Source organism: Sphingomonas aerolata (genome assembly GCF_003046295.1).
GTDB lineage: Bacteria > Pseudomonadota > Alphaproteobacteria > Sphingomonadales > Sphingomonadaceae > Sphingomonas > Sphingomonas aerolata.
On record NZ_PZZN01000003.1, the window covers coordinates 333724 to 350867 of the forward strand.

The following is a 17144-nucleotide window of genomic DNA, read 5'->3' on the forward strand; positions in this document are numbered from 1 at the left end:
CAGATTCCTCATCCTGCAAGCGCTGTCGGCCACCCTGTTCGGCCACCAGTTGTCGCGTGGCCATTACGACCTTGGTCGGTCTTATCGCCGATCGGTGCCGTCAGCGCCATCCGCGCTGGCGCGGTCATCGATCCAGGCCCATACGTCGCGGATCAGCGTGTCGGGCGTCGCCTTTGCATCGAGCGTGATCGCGGCTTCGTCGGGCCCGGGGCGCTCGAGCGTCGCGCGCTGGCTGTCGAGCAGGCTGGCCGGCATGTAATGCCCCGCGCGCGCGCCGAGCCGTCGTGCGAGTTCCGCCGGATCCGTGTCGAGCAGCACGAACAGCAGCGGGACGCCCGCGGCAGCGACAAGCCGCTCGCGATAGACCCGCTTCAGCGCAGAGCAGGCGGCGACCGCAAAGCCGTCGGCCGCGACCGCATCGCCGATCGCGTGACCGACGCGGTCGAGCCAGGGCCAGCGGTCGGCGTCGTCGAGCGGATGGCCGGCGCGCATCTTGGCGACCGCCTCCGCGCTGTGGAAGCCATCGCCTTCGAGGAAGCGGTGACCCGCCTCATCGGCGAGACGCTGGCCGAGCGTCGACTTGCCGCTGCCGCTGACGCCCATGACGATGATCGCGCAACCGCGCGGGACCGCGTGGGGCATGCCGTCGCCGGAGCGGGCCTGGGGGGAGGGGGTGGTTTGCACAGATCCTGACTCGCGGTTTGAGCGCGTCCGGCGGCGCCTGGTTCCAGGCCTCTATCCGGTCGATCGCGACAATTGGCCATTACGACCATCGTCGCGCCCTTGTCGACCGGCGTCGGTACGGGCATCGAGACCGGCCAATCACAGAGGTCGATGCATGTCCGCTCGCAATCATCATGACGTCCTGATCGTCGGGGCCGGCCATGCCGGAGCACAGGTCGCGATCGCGCTGCGCCAACGCGGCTATGCGGGGACGATCGGGGTGATCGGTGACGAGACGTCGCCCCCCTATGAGCGGCCGCCACTGTCGAAGGACTATCTGGCGGGCGAAAAGGCGTTCGATCGCATTCTGTTGCGCCCGGCCAGCTTCTGGGGGGAGCGCGGAATCACGCTGATCCCCGGGCGTCGCGTGACACGCGTCGACGCGGCCGAGCGCTGCGTCAGCCATGTCGACGCGCAGGCAACCGAGAACGCCGACGAGACGAGCCTGCACTATGGCACGCTCGTCTGGGCCGCGGGGGGATCGCCGCGGCGGCTGGGGTGCGACGGGCATGATCTCGCCGGGGTCCACGGGGTGCGCACGCGCGACGATGTCGACCGGATGATCGCCGAACTGCCGGGCGTCACGCGGGTCGTGGTCGTCGGGGGCGGCTATATCGGGCTGGAGGCGGCGGCGGTGCTGACCAAGCTCGGCAAGCAGGTGACGGTGCTCGAAGCGCAGGACCGGGTGCTCGCGCGGGTGGCGGGGGCGGCGCTGTCGCGGTTCTACGAGGCCGAGCACCGCGCGCACGGCGTCGATCTGCGGACCGGCGTGACGGTGGCGGCGATCGAGGGCGCCGACGGGGCCGCGTCGGGCGTGCGTTTGGCCGACGATACGGTGCTGCCGTGCGAGATGGTCATCGTCGGGATCGGCATCGTGCCTGCGGTCGCGCCACTGATCGCGGCAGGGGCCGGATCGGCGGGCGGTAACGGTGTGATGGTCGACGCGCAGTGTCGCACGACCCTGCCCAATGTCTTTGCGGTCGGGGATTGCGCGGCGCATGCCAGTCGCTTTGCCGGCGGGGACTTGATCCGCGTGGAATCGGTGCAGAACGCGAACGACCAGGCGGCGATCGTCGCCAAGGCGCTGACCGGCGTCGAGGAGGCTTATAGCGCGGTGCCGTGGTTCTGGTCGAACCAGTATGACTTGAAGCTGCAGAGCGTCGGGCTGTCGACGGGGCATGATCTCGCGCTGCTGCGCGGCGATCCGGCGAGCCGCAGCTTCTCGGTGGTGTATCTGAAGGCGGGGCGGGTGATCGCGCTCGACTGCGTCAACAAGACGCGGGATTATGTGCAGGGGCGCGCGCTGGTCGTCGCGTCGGCGCGGATCGAGCCGGCGCTGCTGGCCGATATCACGGTCGATCTGAAGACGCTGGTGCCCGCGGATTGAGGTCCGGCCCGGCGGCGTGCAGCGTGAAGCGCGTCATCTCTGACGGGCGGCCGAGCCGGACCGCGAAGCCCGGCCACAGCCCGGTACCGTTGCCGACATAGAGCGTCATCCCGGCGACGTCGTAGCGGCCGGACACGAACCCGCCATTGGCGCGCGCGAACAGGCGGTCGAAGCCGGGCGCGACGCCGCCATGCGTATGCCCCGACAGCTGGAGCGCGACGCCGTGCGCCGCGGCGTTGCGAGCATTGCGCGGCTGGTGATCGAGCAGCAGTATCGGTGCACCCGCGGGTGCGCCGCGCAACGCGCTGTCGAGATTGGGACCCGGCTGTCCGACCGAGGGGGCGGAGAGATCGGTGAGTCCTGCAAGCACCAGCTGCGCGTCGTCGCGGGACAGCACGGCGTGGCTGTTGGGGAGCATGCGGAAGCCGAGCCCGTCGAGGTGCCGCATCCAGGCGGCGTAATCGAAGAAATATTCGTGATTGCCCGGGATCGCATAGACGCCGTCGGGCGCGCGGAGCGCGCGTAGCGGGGCGACGTCGGCGCGGCGCATCGCGACCGATCCGTCGATGAAGTCGCCGGTGACGACGATCAGGTCCGTGCCCGCAGCATTGGCGCGGGTGACCACCGCCTTGGCCCAGCGCGCCGGGAACAGCCGGCTAATGTGCAAATCGGTGAGCTGGAGGATGCGATACCCCTCGAACCGCGGCGGCAGTCCGGTGATCGTGACCGCGACGTCCTTGACCGGCGGCACGCGCAGCGCGTTCGAGACACCGATCGCGGAGATCAGCGCCGCGAGCCCCGCGATCGCATAACGCAGCCCGTCGGGCGCGGCGGTCGTGCTGCGACGCAGGATCGCGGTCGCGAGCGTGCCGATGTCGAGCAGCAGCTGGAGCATCGCGAGCAGCACGATCGCCGCGAACGCCCAGTTGAACAGGATGACGACGCTGCGCGGAAATTCGGGCGCGAAGATCGATCCCGAGGACAGCCGGTTCCAGAAATGGAACTGCGAGGCGAACAGCAGCAGCAGCGCCACGCCGGCCTTGAGCCAGAGCGACATCGACAGCGGCCAGAGCCAGCGGGCAAGGACGACCAGGCAGGGCGTCGCGAAAATGAGATTGAAAATGACGGTCTCCGTTCGTCCCCGCGCCGCCTGTGGGGGAGTTGGCCTTGCGTCGCAAGGCCCGCCGGACCCGTTGGCGCGAGCCGACCGGTCAGCCGCTCGCGGGTGGGCGCGCGGTCGAACGGCGCACCGTCAGTTCCGCCGCGACGGTGATCGGTGCGTCCGGCGTGGGATCGCCCGCCAGCCCGGCGATGATGAGGCTCACCGCGCGCGCCGACGCCTCGGCGATCGGCTGGACGATCGCGGTCAACGGCGGATGGGCGAGGCGGATGATCGGCGTGTCGTCGAAGCTGATCAGCGACAGATCCTCGGGCACGCGCCGCCCGGTTTCGCGCGCGAGTTCGAGCGTCGCGAGCGTCATTTGGTCATTGCTGCCGATGATCGCGGTCGGCGGCTCGGGCAGCGCGAACAACGTACGGGCGGCGGCCCGGCCCGAAGCATGGCTGAAATCCCCCGATGCGAGCAGGTCGGTACAGGCCAGCCCCGCATCCGCCATCGCCGCGCGCCAGCCATCGACGCGCCAGCCGCTGAGTTCATACTCGGCAGGCCCGGCGATGAAGCCGATCCGCCGGTGGCCGAGCGCGACGAGATGCTCGGTCGCGATCCGCGCCGCGCGCGCATCGTCCATCATCAGGCGCACGCCGGGCCCTTCGCTGATCGAGCCGATCCGCACGAACCGGATGTCCTGCGCCTCGAGCAGGTCGATGATCAGCGGATTGCCCGAATGCGGCGGGGTGAGGATCACCCCGTCGGGCTGCAACGCGGCGATCGCGCCCAGCAGTTCGCGTTCGATATGATCGCTATGCGTATCGACCAGCTCGACGATCAGGCGATAGCCATGTTCGGCGCAGGTCAGCATCCCGCCGAGCAGCATCTGGTCGACCCAGTCGGTCCCCTGTCGCGCGCGCCAGTCGGCGATCGTGCGTTCGCGGTCGTTGAGCGCGAGGATCAGATAAGAGCGCGAACCGCCCATCCGCTGGGCGGCGATCGAGGGAACATAGCCAAGCCGGTCGATCGACGCCTGCACGCGCTCCGCCATTTGCGGGCGGACGCCGGTCTCCTTGTTGACGACGCGACTGACCGTCTGCAGCGAGACGCCGGCGTCCGCTGCAACATGCTTGATCGTCACGGCCTGACGGCGCCTAGCCAAGATGCGGGGATCCCGCCGAGGCAGACGGCGCTGTGCTGCAATAATGCGCGACATAGGCGGCATGGTCGGGCAGCGCGTCGACGGTCGCGTTGGTCGTGTCGCGCAGCCCGCAGAGCAGCCGGACGAGTTCGTCGTCGCGCATCTTGGTCGCGATCGGGTGATAGCTCTCCGGCACGATGCCCTGGCCGAGCATCACCTGGACCCAGCTGTTCTCGGCGAACAGCTCGTCATTCTTGCGGAAGACGCGGCCGGTTTCGCGAAACAGCGCGATCTTGTGCGCGAGCGAGTCGGGCACCGGCATCGACGCGCATTGCCGCCAGAAGGCGCTGTCGCGGCGGTTGGTCGCCTTGTAGTGGAGGATCAGAAAATCGCGGATCTGCAGCATGTCGGTATGCTGCTGCTCGTTGAATTCGGCGACGTCGCGCGGGCTGATCCCGGCCGATGGGAACATCCGCAGCAGACGGAGGATGGCGCGCTGGATCAGATGGATGCTCGTCGATTCGAGCGGCTCCATGAACCCGCCGGACAGGCCGATCGCGACACAGTTGCGATGCCATTGCTGGCGTCGCGCGCCGGTGACGAAGCGGATCCTGTTCGGCTCGGTCAGGGTCGGTCCCTCGACGGTGCCGAGCAGACGCTCGAGCGCGGCATCGTGATCGAGATAGCGGCTGCAATAGACGATGCCGTTGCCGGTGCGGTGCTGCAGCGGAATGCGCCACTGCCATCCGGCATCGTGCGCGATCGCGCGGGTATAGGGCAGGGCCGGCCGGGCGCTCTCGGTCTGGACCGCGATCGCGGAATCGCACGGCAGGAAATGCGTCCAGTCGTCGAACCCGGCATGGAGCGCCTGTTCGATCAGCAGCGCGCGAAAGCCGGTACAGTCGAGGAACAGGTCGCCCTCGATCCGTGCGCCGGAGTCGAGCGTCAGCGCGGCGATGTCGCCGCTTTCGCCGTTCAGCTCGACCTGCGCGATCCGGCCCTCGATCCGGGTCGTGCCGTCGGCCTCCGCCATCTTGCGCAGGAAGCGGGCGTAGAGGCCTGAATCGAGCTGATAGGCATAGTTCATCCGGCCATCGGGAAGATGCGCGAACTTGCCCTGCAATGCGGCGCGCAGTTCGAGGCAGTAATCGTCGAACGGCTGATGATGGCCGCGCGTCAGCCCGTGCAGCCAGAAATGCTGGAAGCCCGCGGACCAGTGATCCTTGCCGGTCGTGCCGAACGAATGGAAATAGGTGTCGCCTCGATCCTTCCAGTTGTCGAACAGGATGCCCAGTTTGAACGTCGCCTGCGTCTCTCGCATGAACTCGGCTTCGTTGATCCCGAGCAGGCGGTTGAACGTCACGATCGGCGGGATCGTCGATTCCCCGACGCCGACGGTGCCGATCGCCTCGGATTCGACCAGCGTCACCGCGACCGTGCGGCCCATCGTCCGCGCGATCGCGGCGGCGGCCATCCAGCCGGCGGTGCCGCCGCCGGCGATGACGACGCGGTGGATCGGGGGCGTGGTCATCGGCTGAGTGCTCTCAGGAGGAAGGCGCGCAGCTTGCCTGCGCTGTCGGGGGTGAGCGGGGCGAGGACGCCGCGTTCGGGCTCGGGGATATGCGCCGCGACCGCGGGGTCGTCGGAGAAGACATAGTGATCGAACATCGCGCGCCAGTGCCGTTTCTCGTCCTCGGGCAGGTCGCGGATCGCAAGCAATGCGTGGTTGAGCGCATCCTGCGGCTGACCGAGCCAGCGCGGCGTGTCGCGCCACCAGTAATTGACCAGCACGTTGAAGTCCGAAAGCCCCTCGACATGGTGCCACCACAAGGCCGGTATGTAGAGCGCGTCGCCGGCGTCGAGTTCGGCGACCTGCGCCTGCGCCAAGGCATCGCGAAAGCCGGGATAGGCGACGAAGTCGGGGTCGTGGAAGTCGACCATGCTCACCGCGCGGCCCGCGGGCGTATTGTCGACCGGCCCGAGATAGAGATTGCGGAACTGGTCGCGCGGAAACAGCGTGAAGCGGCGACGACCGACCGCGACGCAGGCGAGATTGTCGGGCGCGTCGTTATGCGCCGCGATCCGCGTCGGCGTCCCCATCCAGATGCTCGCGAGCGGCGTGCGCTCGCCGAGATCGACGTGATTGGCCTCGTGCAGCCCGGTGAAGAAATTCTGCATGTCGATCGAGGCGAGATAGATGGACGGTGCGCCGTCGACCCCCTCATTCTCGGTCATCCGCGCAAAGATCTCGGGCAGCGGCGCGCGCATCATCTGGAAGTTCATGCCCTGCATGTCGCCGTAGAACAGCCGGCCGCCGCTCTGCGACGCGCCGACCGAGACGGCAAAGGGCGTGGGCCGGGCATGGCGCTCGATATAATCGCGCGCCGCGCGTCCCGACTGGCGACCGGCCTCGACCATCGGCCAGTCGGCGACGAGCCCTCGGACGATGAACGGCGTCGTCGCTTCGCGCAACAGCGTGTCGAGCGCCGCCGGCCCGCTGATGTCGACTTCGCGGATCCGCGGCAGGGCAGCGAAGATCCCCGCGGTGCCGGCGTCAGCCATGCGCGAGCCGTCGGTTCTTGCGCGCGACGAGATCCCCGATCTGGCCGAGCGAGGCGAGCGCCATGAAGATCGGCAACAGATGGCCCTCGGCGTGAAGCTCGGCGACGGATGCGGGATCGAGCGCTTCCAGGCGATCCTCGTCGATGACGTGATAGCCGACCAGCCGGTTCTTCGATCCGTCCTCGAGCGTGACGTCGAGCGTCAGCGGTTCGAGCAGGTCGTGGCGCTGGAGCGCGGCGAAGAACGCGGTCGCGGCGACATAATCCTCGTCGAGCGCGCGCAATTGATCGGCGATACGTTCGAGAAACGGCGTCGGGCGACCGGTATCGTCGAACACGCGCATGCCTTCGCCGGTGCCGATCCGCGGGCTCGCCATGTCGATATGCACCTGGCGCAGCGACGAGCCTTCCGGCCCCCGACCGACGAGGAAGGGCTGGCTGTCGATCGCGAGCGGGCGATAGCGGGCGTCCCAGCGCCCGCCCTCGAGAAACAGATTCTCGCCCGCTTCGAACCCGAACATCGCGAGCGCGGTGAAGCCGTCGCGCGTCTGGTCGCGTTGGAACAGGATCGGATAGTGGGTCTGGACGCGACGGAATTCGCTGGGGACGGTGATGCACGCCATCACGGCATCGCCGAGCGCATCCGACCGGTCGGTGCGGATCCGCAGGTCGCGGTGCTCTTCGGGCGTCAGGATCGCGTGGTCGGGCATCAGGCTCTCGTTTCCATGGTAGCGCTTGTCATCGCATGCCGCAGGGCATCGAGATAGGCGCGATTGGTCGGCAGGGCGGCGGCGAGCATGCGACCGTGTCGGTCGACCTGCTGCACGAGCATGTCGGCGGCACCGCGCGTTCCGGTCCGGACAGGCGTGCGGCGCGGCGCAGGAAAGCCCATGCCGTAGAGCACGTATTGATAGCTCGCCGCGGGAAAGATCTCGTCGACCATCGGGAAATCGGCGTGCGACGGGGGCTGGTCGGCCCATAGCTGGAGCAGCTCGGCGAGACGCGGCGGGATCGAGCCGGGATCGCGGTGGTCGCGCCAATAGGGCTCATCGCGCTGGCTGAGGACATAATGAAGCTTGAGGAACTCGACGATCCGGTCCCAGCGATAGCGGAACAGCGTGTTGAAGCGCGCGGCGTGGAGATCCATCGTGCGGCGGGTGGCCGGGAAATTGTCGAGCAGCGCGTCGACCGAGAGCTCGACGAGCACGATCGCAGATGCCTCGAGCGGTTCGAGGAAGCCGGCGGACAGACCGATCGCAAGGCAGTTGCGGTGCCAGAAACGGTTGCGGTGGCGCGACTGGAACCGCAGGGGGCGAAAGTCGGGGAGCGGTGCGTCGGGCGCCGTCGCGCGCAGATAGCGGGTGAGCGTGTCGGCCGCCGCGTCGTCGTCGAGATGCGCGGAGGAATAGACGCAGCCGATGCCGCGTCGCGCGGGCAGGCCGATGTCCCAGATCCAGCCCGCGGCGTGCGCGGTGGCATTGGTCTGCGACGCGATCGCGCTGTCGGCGGCGACCGGCAGCTGGACTGCGAGCGCGCGGTCATTGAAGAGTTCGCGTCCGCGGTCGATCGTGCCGACGCCGTAATGCTCGCCGATCAGAAGTGCGGCATGACCCGTGCAATCGAGGAACAGGTCGCCCTCGATCCTGCCCGATGCGCGCGTGCGGACCGCGGTGATGTCGCCATCGGCCGCGCCATCGACGCCGACGACATGGTCACGCAGATGGCGCACCCCGAGCCGTTCGGTCGCGTGGCGGGCGAGCAGGGCCGCGAACTTGCCGGCGTCGAGATGATAGGCATAGTTCAGCGTGCCCGCATAATCGGGCATCGCACGCTGGCGTGGGGCAAGGTCCTGGCTGCAGACGGCATGTTGCGCGCAGAGCGCTTCGGCAAAGGCCAGGCCGCTGTCGGACCAGGCCGAGGCGAGATCGCGGGGGGCTGCATCGGCGGGTGTCGTGAAGGGGTGGAGATAGCGGTCGTCGGGTGCGCCGGTGCGCCAGCCGTCGAAGCGCGATCCCTGTTTGAACGCGGCATCGCAGGCGAGGAGGAATTCGGTTTCCGAGATGCCGATCCGTTCGAGCGTACGGCGCATCGTCGGCCAAGTGCCTTCGCCCACGCCGATCGTCGCGACGTCAGGCGATTCGATCAGGGTGACCTGAAGCGGTCGCTCGGCATCACGGTCCGCGCGGGCAGCGATCAGGCACGCGGCAAGCCATCCGGCGGTGCCACCGCCGACGATCACGATCGAGGTGATCGCGCGATCCATGTCCAGCCCGTCAGTTTGCATGTCCGACACTGTCATTCTGTGCCGCCACGGCGCCGAAAAGACCACCCCCCGCGGGGGAGTGGTCGTTCCGTAGGCCGGCGGCGCCGCGGATCAGAAGTTGAACCGCAGGCCGGCTGCGTAGCGGGCATAGCCCGGCTGCGCGAAGGTGGCGAAATTGTCCGAGCGACGGTGACCGCGACGGCCCTGGCCGGTGAGGTTGATGACCTCGCCGAACACGGCCAGCCCCGTGGTGACCTGATAGCTCGCACTGGCGTCGACCTGCCCATAGGATTCGACATAGAGCGGATCGAAGGCGCCGCCGGCATAAAATTCGCCGCGCCAGTTATAGGCGACACGCGCCTGGATGCCGTTTTTGTCGTAATAGGCGACCGCGTTGGCGCTGTCGCTGAGCCCGGTCAGCGCGAACTGGCCGATGTTCGGATCGAGCGTGTTGTCATATTTCGCGTCGCCGTTGACGATCGTGTAGTTCAGGATGACGCCCAGCCCAGTGTTCCAGAGCCTGTGCTGCAGCGCGAATTCCCACCCGTCGATATTGGCGGTCTGGTCGCTGTTGAACGGCTGGCTCAGCTGGAAATTGAACAGGTCGTCCTCGGGCAGACCGAAGATGTTGCCGTTCAGCAGACCGGAATCGCTGGTGCCCGTGACCTGCGACGAGGCGGGGAAGTTGCGCAGGATGTAGTCGCGAACCTGGAGATTGTCCGTCGTTCCAAGTGCTGCGACCGCCTGACGATAGCGGGGCCCCGAGCCCGGGTTGCGCAGGTTGAACGCGGACGTGTTGACCTGCGTCGTGCCGATGAAGTTCTTCACGTCCTTGTTGAAATAGCCGACCGAGATGTAGCTTTCGGCACCGTAATACCATTCCGCCGACAGATCGATGTTCTTCGACTTGAAGGGGACGAGGTTCGGATTGCCCTGGCTGCCGGTGCCGCCGCCGATGCGCGGGTTGGAATCGATGTTCAGGCCACCCTGCAGGCTGCCGTAATCGGCGCGCGTGATCGTGTGGCTGTACGACGCGCGCAGCTTGACGTTGCGGAGGGGTTCGATGTCGAAATCGACCGCGGGCAACCAGTTGTGATAGCGGCCCTTCAGCGAGGTGAACGAATTGGCGCCGTAGGTGAGCGCGAATTCGTTCGCGCCCGTCCAGCGCGTACCGTTCGGGATCGGCACCAGCGCCGACGAGTTCACCTGCGTCTCGTCATAGCGGACGCCGCCGATGAGGTGCGCCGGCATCGAGAACATGTCGAATTTGCCGTTGAACTGAATATAGGGCGAGATCGTGCGTTCGCGGATGCGGCGATCGTTGGTGTAATTGGCAAGGCAGGTGCCTTCCGCCGCGACGCCCGTCTGCGGTGCGCTGCAGATCGCATATTGCGAGCGCAGCAGTTCGGCCATCTGCTCGAAATTGAACGTGTAGATCGACGGCGGCAGCGCGGGATCGTTCGATCCGGCGACACCCTTGAACTTGTCGGGCAGGCTGGTGAGGTTGAAGAAATCGTCGGGCACGGCCGCCGCGCCGAACGACGCACCGCGCGGGTCGACACCGCCCCAGGTCTCGTTCTGGATGAAGCCGTAAGCCGAGCGCACCTTGTTATCGACATAGGAAAAGCCCCAGTCGATGCTGCTCAGGAAATCGCCGTCGTGGTCGTAATGACCCTTCAGCTGGAGCTGGTTGATCTCGTTCTTGAAATAGGCGTTGCGGAACGCGTTGCCGGTGGGCGTGATCAGCGATGCATTCAGCGGGTCGATCCCGGGATACATCTGGTACGAGATGACCGGCAGGTCCTTCTCGAAATTGATGCTCTGCGACTGGACGCCGAAGATCGCGCCACCGATCGACGTGCTGCTGCCGTAATCGTTGGTCGGCTTCGAAACCGCGGTCGAATGATGCGCGTCGAGCGACATCGTGACGTTGCCGGGCGCTTCCCAGGTCAGGTTGCCGCCGAGCGACTTGTTCTCGGACTTGTTCGCGGTCAGCGAGCTGCTGTACGACAGATCCTTGCCGGGCGCGAAATTCTCCGAATAGAAGACGGGGCCAGCCGCGGGGCCATCGGTCCACGCGCTGCGCGTGTCGCCAAAGTTGAACCAGATGCCGACGCTGCTGTTGCGGACTTCGACCTTGTTGCTTGAATAGGTGAAGTCGAGCGTGGCGGTCAGCGTGTCGGTCGGCTTGGCCTGCAGCACGAGCTGGCCGTTGATGCGCTCGCGATCGATGTCGACGACATCGTAATTGGCGCTTTGCGGGATTTCATAGACGTCGGTCGGGCCGGGACGGTTGGTGATGTTCGCACCGCCGGGCGTGCCGGGCTGGGCGAGCGTGCCCCAGTTGTTCTCCGCGCCGAGAAAGCCGTCGCGGAAGCCGACGCCCGCCGAATTGTTGCTCGCCTTGCGCCGCTGATACGCGCCGCTGAGCAGGACGCCGATGCGGTCGTCGGCAAAGGTGGTGGACAGGATGCCCGACACTTCGGGGGTGATAGGATCCTTGCCGTTGCGCGAGCTGTCGAGCACGCCCTTGACCGCGACGCTGCCGCGCGTGCCGGGCTTGTCGATCGGACGCGGGGTGCGGATGTTGATCGACGAGCCGATACCACCCGACGGGACCGCAGCGCGACCGGTCTTGTAGACCTCGACCGCGGCGACGCCTTCGGAGGCGAGGTTGGCGAAGTCGAACGAGCGCGAGGCGGGCGCGCTGGCACCGTCGCCGAGCGTCGAGGTCGGCATCTGGCGACCGTTGAGCGTGACGAGGTTATATTCGGGACCAAAGCCGCGGACCGTGACGGTCGAGCCTTCGCCGTTCGAGCGGTCGATCGAGACGCCGGTGATGCGCTGGAGCGATTCCGCGAGGTTGGTATCGGGGAACTTGCCGATATCCTCAGACGAGATCGCGTCGACCACGCCCTGGCCGTTGCGCTTGATGTCGATCGCCTCGCGCAGCGACGCGCGGATGCCGGTCACGACGATGTCGTCGGTGACCGCATTCGGATCGGCGGGCGTGGCGGGTGCAGCCTGCGGATCAATGTCGGACGGGCCGGGATTGCCGACCGTGGCTGCGGCATCCTGCGCCAGAGCGACGCCGGGAATGGCGGCGAGCGCCAGTGCCGATGTGCCGATGACAAGACGCGAAAGCGAGCGAGCCGTGAAGCCACGCATGGTAATCCTCCCTGTAGCCGACGCTATGAGTGCGCCTTCCGTGTGAACGTTCACTTTCCCTTTTCGCGATTCGTGTCAAGGGTTTGGACTGCTGGTTGTGAACGTTCACTAAATATGCTGAGAACAGTGACAATGGTGCCACAGCCCGGCCGGATGCGTGTCGCAGTCTGCAGGGGGAGGCGGAAAACCGGAAGGGAATGACGATGTCGACGGGGTATCGGGCGCTGATGCTGGGCGTGTCGCTGATGGGGATCGCCGCCATGGTCGAGGCGCGCGAGACGCCTGTGAAGGTTGCTCCGCCCAAGGCGCCAGCGACGGCGGCGCAGGACGCCGGACCCGATGCGCGACGGCGGGCCGAGGCGATCGTCGCGCGGATGACGATCGACGAGAAGATCAAGCTGGCGCACGGCCTGTTCCCGCCGATGGCGGCGGGCAAGACGACGGACACGCTGATCCCGTCGGCGGGTCATATCGACGGCATCGCGCGATTGGGCGTGCCGCTGGTCCGCGAGAGCGACGCGTCGCTCGGCGTCGCCAACCAGGTCGAACAGCGCAAGGGTGACGTGGCGACCGCGCTGCCGTCGGGACTGGCGACCGCGGCGAGCTTCGACCCCGAAATCGCACGCGCAGGCGGGGCGATGATCGGCGCGGAGGCGCGGGCGAAGCGGTTCAACGTGCTGCTGGCGGGGGGCGTCAACCTGACGCGTGATCCGTGGAACGGCCGCAACTTCGAATATCTCGGCGAGGATCCGCTGCTGGCAGGGTCGATGGCGGGCGCGCATATCGCCGGGGTCCAGTCGAACCACATCGTCTCGACGGTCAAGCACCTCGCGCTCAACGCGCAGGAGACCGGTCGCATGGTCGTCGACGCGCGGATCGGCGAGGCCGATCTGCGGATGAGCGACCTGCTCGCGTTCCAGATCGCGATCGAGCGCGGGAAACCGGGCTCGGTGATGTGCGCGTACAACAAGGTCAATGGCGACTGGGCGTGCGAGAACAAGCATCTGATGACCGACGTGCTCAAGCGCGACTGGGGCTATCGCGGCTGGGTGATGAGCGACTGGGGTGCGGTCCATTCAACTGCGAAGGCGGCCAATGCGGGGCTCGACCAGCAGTCGGGACAGGAACTCGACAAGGCGATCTACTTCGGCGCGCCGCTCAAGGCCGCGGTGGCTGACGGCAGCGTATCGCAGGCGAGGCTCGACGACATGATCGTGCGCTATCTGACCGGCCTGATCGAAACCGGCGCCTATGACACGCCGATGCCCGCCGCAGAGGCGCCGATTCCCTATGCCCGCCATGCCACCGTTGCGCAGGACGCGGCGGAAGCGGGGATCGTGCTGCTCAAGAACGACCGCGACATGCTGCCGATCGCGCGCACCGCCAAACGCATCGTGCTGATCGGCGGACGAGCGGACGTCGGCGTGCTGTCGGGCGGGGGATCGAGCCAGGTCCGTTCGGTCGGTGGCGCGCCGATCGAGATTCCGCTGACGTCGGGGGCGGCGATGTCGTTCGCGCGCTACACCTATCATGCCTCGTCGCCGCTCCGGGCGATCACCGCGGCGATGCTGGGCGCGGTGGTGACCTTTGTCGACGGCAAGGACACCGAGGCGGCGGCGCGCGCCGCCCGCGACGCGGACATGGCGATCGTCTTTGCGACGCAGTGGACGACCGAAGCGCAGGACGTGCCGACGCTGTCGCTGCCCGACAATCAGGACGCGTTGATCGCGGCGGTGGCGAAGGCGCAGCCGCGGACGGTGGCAGTGCTCGAAACCGGCGGACCGGTGCTGATGCCCTGGATCGATGCGGTGCCGGCGGTGCTGCAGGCCTGGTATCCGGGACAGCGCGGCGGCGAGGCGATCGCTAACATCCTGACCGGCCGGGTGTCGCCGTCGGGCCGGCTGCCGATCACCTTCCCCGCCGCCGCGTCCCAGGCGCCACGCCCGGCACCGGTCAATCTCGACCGGCTGACGTCGGTCGAGGCGCAGGCGGCCGCCAATCCGGCGAACGCCGCCGCGATCCAGCTCGAAAGCTTTCCGGTCGACTATGTCGAGGGCGCGGACGTCGGCTATCGCTGGTACGAGAAGCAGCGCCAGCGGCCGCTGTTCGCCTTCGGGCACGGGCTGAGCTTTACCAGCTTCGCCTATCGCAACCCGGTGGTGACCGGCGGCCGACGGCTCAGCGTGACGTTCGACGTCGTCAACACCGGGCGCCGTGCGGGCGCGGACGTTCCGCAGATCTATGTCGCGCAGGCGGCGGCGGACGGGGCGGGGACGGCCGGGGCGGGGACGGCGACGCCGATGCGGCTTGCGGGGTTCACGCGGCTGACGCTAAAACCGGGCGAGTCGCGGCGCGTGACGCTGACCGCGGAGCCGCGGGTCGTCGCGCAGTACGACACCGCGCTGCCGGGGTGGCGGATTGCCGGGGGCCGCTACCGCGTCGCGCTGGCGCATGATGCCGCGGACCGGTCGCAGCTGCTCACGACGACGCTCGAGCCGATGACGATGAAACCCTGACCGGGGCGTAGACCAGCCGCGGCGGCGGCGGGGGTGGTTCGGGAGTTGCCCGACGGCGGCGAGCGGGTCACAAGGGCGCCATCGTGCCGCGTTCCGTTTTCTCTTCCCCGCATAGTCGGTTACCGTCGCCCACGCCGCGACCGGCAGCTTTGCTCCTCGTCTGCGCGCTCGCTTATGCGGGGGCGGTCGTCGGCTATCTGCCGCTGCTGACGCTGCTGCTGCCGATCAAGGTCGAGCAGGTGGCGGGCGACGGTCGCCTCGATCTGCTGACGGTGACGGTGATCGCGGGGGCGATCGCGGCGAGCGTGGCGAATATCGGCTTTGGCTGGCTGGGCGACCGGTCGGTGAGCCGGGGCGGGGGGCGCCGCGGGATCATGGCGGGAGGCGTCGTCGCGACGATGGCGTCCTATGCGGGGCTCGCGGCGGCGACCACGCCTGCCTTGCTGGTGGCGGGGATCGTCCTGTTCCAGGTCGCGCTGAACGCGGTGATCGCGCCGCTGATGGCGATCATCGCCGAAGAGGTGCCCGATGGCCGCAAGGGGGTCGCGGGCGGGCTGCTTGCGATGGCCAATCCGGTCGCGGCGACGCTGTCGGCCGCGCTGGTCGGGGTGAGCCGGTTCGGCGAGCCGGCGCGGTTCGCGGTCATCGCGGTCACCGTCGCTATGTGCACGCTCCCGCTCGTGATCGTGCGCGGGACGCGGCAGGCGGGGGCGCCGCCGCCGGTGTTGCGGTCGATGCTGCGACGCGATCTGCTGCTCGCCTGGACCGCGCGGCTGCTCGTGCAGGTCGCGGGCAGCGCGCTGTTCGTCTATCTTCTCTATTATTTCGAAACCGTCTCCCCCTCGGTACCGGAGTCGGTTCTCGCTGCGCGGATGGGGACGGTGATGATCGTCGCCTATAGCGTGCCGCTGCCGATCGCAGTGCTGGTCGGCCGGCTTGCCGACCGGACCGGGCGGACCAAGCCGTTCCTGTTCGCGGCAGCGCTGATCGCGGCGGCGGGGCTGATCGCGATGATGGCGGCGCGCGACTTCACCAGCGGTGCGGCGGCGTTCTGCGTCTATACGGGCGGGACGTCCGTTTTCCTGGCGCTGCACGCGGGCTTTGCGATGCAGCTGTTGCCGAGCGCGCGGCACCGCGGGCGCGACCTCGGGCTGCTCAACCTCGCCAACACCCTGCCCGGGCTGCTCGGGCCGGTGATCACCTGGGCGCTGGCGACGCCGCGCGATTTCGATGCGGTGCTGGTCGTGCTCGCGGTGCTGACGCTGGGCGGGGGGATGATCCTGCTCGCCGCGCGGGGGCGGCGCTGAGGCCGACGGCGATCAACGGCGCGACCGGCTCGGGGCAGGGCGCCAGTAGCGGACATAGTCGACCGCCATGCGCTGCGGGAAGGCGGTGTCGTCGATCCCCTTCTGCCCGCCCCAGTCGCCGCCGACCGCAAGGTTGAGGATCAGGTCATAGGGCCGGGTGAACGGCCAGGCCGCCTTGCCGCCGGGCTGGTCATTGGCGACGCGCATGACCGCGCGGCCGTCGACGCCGATCGTGATGACATCGGCGCGCCAGTCGAGCTGATAGCGATGATAGCGGGTGCAGGCGGTCGCCACGCGCTTCTGCGCGCCGCGCTGCGTGCCCTTGGTGTGGTTGAACGCACCGCTGTGCACCGTCGCATGGACGACGTTCGGGTCCCATCCGACCAGCTCGACGATGTCGATCTCGCCCTCGTCGGGCCAGCGGCCGCCGCTTGGCAGCAGCCAGACCGCGGGCCAGCTGCCGCGGCCGCAGGGCAGCATCGCGCGGACTTCGTAGAAGCCATAGCCGCGTGGCACCCGAGAGACGAGCTTGGCCGAGCTGTAGCTCTGGCCGCCCCAGTCGGGGAAGCGCGCCTTCGACAGCGTCTCGCGACGCGCCTCGATGATCAGCGAGCCCTTTTCGATCCGTGCATTTCGGGGCCGGTCCTTGGCATAATATTGACGCTCATGATTGGCCCAGCCCTCGGCATTGCGCGAGGTGTCGAACCGCCATTTGCGGCGATCGATCGTTCGCCCGTTGAATTCGTCGGCAAAGGCGGGCGTCGTTTTGGGTGTCGGCATCGGTGCGTCGAGCCCGTAATTGGTCGCGCCGAGCGTCGCGGCCTGCGCGGCCAGCAGCAGGAGGATCATCGTGTCACCGCCGTCGGGAAGTTCGCGGGTTTGCGCTTCGGGGCGGGGTCAAAACACATGGGGGACGCTCTCCATCATGCCCCGGATCGTCGCCGCGACGTGCGGACGCGAGCCGGTGGCG

At 68.0% G+C, this 17144-nt stretch carries 12 protein-coding genes; 3 read left to right on the forward strand and 9 right to left on the reverse strand.

Annotation, left to right across the window (positions count from 1 at the left end):
• Positions 1-81: 81 nt before the first annotated feature.
• On the reverse strand, positions 82-642 hold the full coding sequence (locus tag C8J24_RS14045) for a gluconokinase (RefSeq protein WP_244180731.1): 561 nt from the start codon (positions 640-642) through the stop codon (positions 82-84).
• 196 nt (positions 643-838) lie between these two features.
• Here C8J24_RS14045 and C8J24_RS14050 point away from each other — a divergent pair, with 196 nt between their 5' ends.
• Complete coding sequence (locus tag C8J24_RS14050) at positions 839-2110, forward strand: NAD(P)/FAD-dependent oxidoreductase (RefSeq protein ID WP_107933317.1); 1272 nt, start codon at positions 839-841, stop codon at positions 2108-2110.
• Here the strand turns inward: C8J24_RS14050 and C8J24_RS14055 are convergent.
• The 7 genes from C8J24_RS14055 to C8J24_RS14085 all read right to left on the reverse strand — a co-directional run bounded on the left by C8J24_RS14055 (position 2073) and on the right by C8J24_RS14085 (position 12351).
• Entirely contained in the window at positions 2073-3167 is a 1095-nt protein-coding gene (locus tag C8J24_RS14055; protein WP_107933319.1) for a metallophosphoesterase, read from the reverse strand. The two genes, C8J24_RS14050 and C8J24_RS14055, sit on opposite strands and share 38 nt — an antisense overlap.
• A gap of 154 nt (positions 3168-3321) precedes the next feature.
• Entirely contained in the window at positions 3322-4380 is a 1059-nt protein-coding gene (locus C8J24_RS14060; protein ID WP_244180733.1) for a LacI family DNA-binding transcriptional regulator, read from the reverse strand.
• The gene (locus tag C8J24_RS14065) at positions 4373-5890 is read right to left on the reverse strand and encodes a tryptophan halogenase family protein (RefSeq protein WP_107933323.1); all 1518 of its coding nucleotides are present in this window, start codon (positions 5888-5890) and stop codon (positions 4373-4375) included. The genes C8J24_RS14060 and C8J24_RS14065 overlap by 8 nt, the downstream gene beginning before the upstream one ends.
• Positions 5887-6921, reverse strand: coding sequence for a cupin-like domain-containing protein (locus C8J24_RS14070; protein WP_107933325.1), 1035 nt, complete (start codon positions 6919-6921; stop codon positions 5887-5889). The genes C8J24_RS14065 and C8J24_RS14070 overlap by 4 nt, the downstream gene beginning before the upstream one ends.
• Positions 6914-7630, reverse strand: a complete 717-nt coding sequence (locus tag C8J24_RS14075) for a SapC family protein (RefSeq protein WP_167396764.1) — start codon at positions 7628-7630, stop codon at positions 6914-6916. The genes C8J24_RS14070 and C8J24_RS14075 overlap by 8 nt, the downstream gene beginning before the upstream one ends.
• Entirely contained in the window at positions 7630-9183 is a 1554-nt protein-coding gene (locus C8J24_RS14080) for a tryptophan halogenase family protein (RefSeq protein WP_107933327.1), read from the reverse strand. Before C8J24_RS14080 ends, C8J24_RS14075 begins: the two co-directional genes overlap by 1 nt.
• 111 nt (positions 9184-9294) lie before the next feature.
• Complete coding sequence (locus tag C8J24_RS14085) at positions 9295-12351, reverse strand: TonB-dependent receptor (RefSeq protein WP_107933330.1); 3057 nt, start codon at positions 12349-12351, stop codon at positions 9295-9297.
• 203 nt (positions 12352-12554) lie between these two features.
• On the opposite strand from C8J24_RS14085, the gene C8J24_RS14090 reads away from it, so the two are divergent.
• Both C8J24_RS14090 and C8J24_RS14095 read left to right on the forward strand, forming a co-directional pair.
• A complete protein-coding gene (locus C8J24_RS14090) occupies positions 12555-14867 on the forward strand; it encodes a beta-glucosidase (protein ID WP_420894117.1) in 2313 nt (770 codons plus the stop codon).
• A gap of 149 nt (positions 14868-15016) precedes the next feature.
• Positions 15017-16174 carry an MFS transporter gene (locus C8J24_RS14095; RefSeq protein ID WP_107933332.1) on the forward strand — a complete coding sequence of 386 codons (1158 nt, stop codon included), beginning with the start codon at positions 15017-15019 and terminating at the stop codon, positions 16172-16174.
• Between the two features lie 12 nt (positions 16175-16186).
• Here C8J24_RS14095 and C8J24_RS14100 read toward each other — a convergent pair whose 3' ends face one another.
• Entirely contained in the window at positions 16187-17023 is an 837-nt protein-coding gene (locus tag C8J24_RS14100; RefSeq protein ID WP_107933334.1) for a glycoside hydrolase family 16 protein, read from the reverse strand.
• Positions 17024-17144 lie beyond the last annotated feature (121 nt).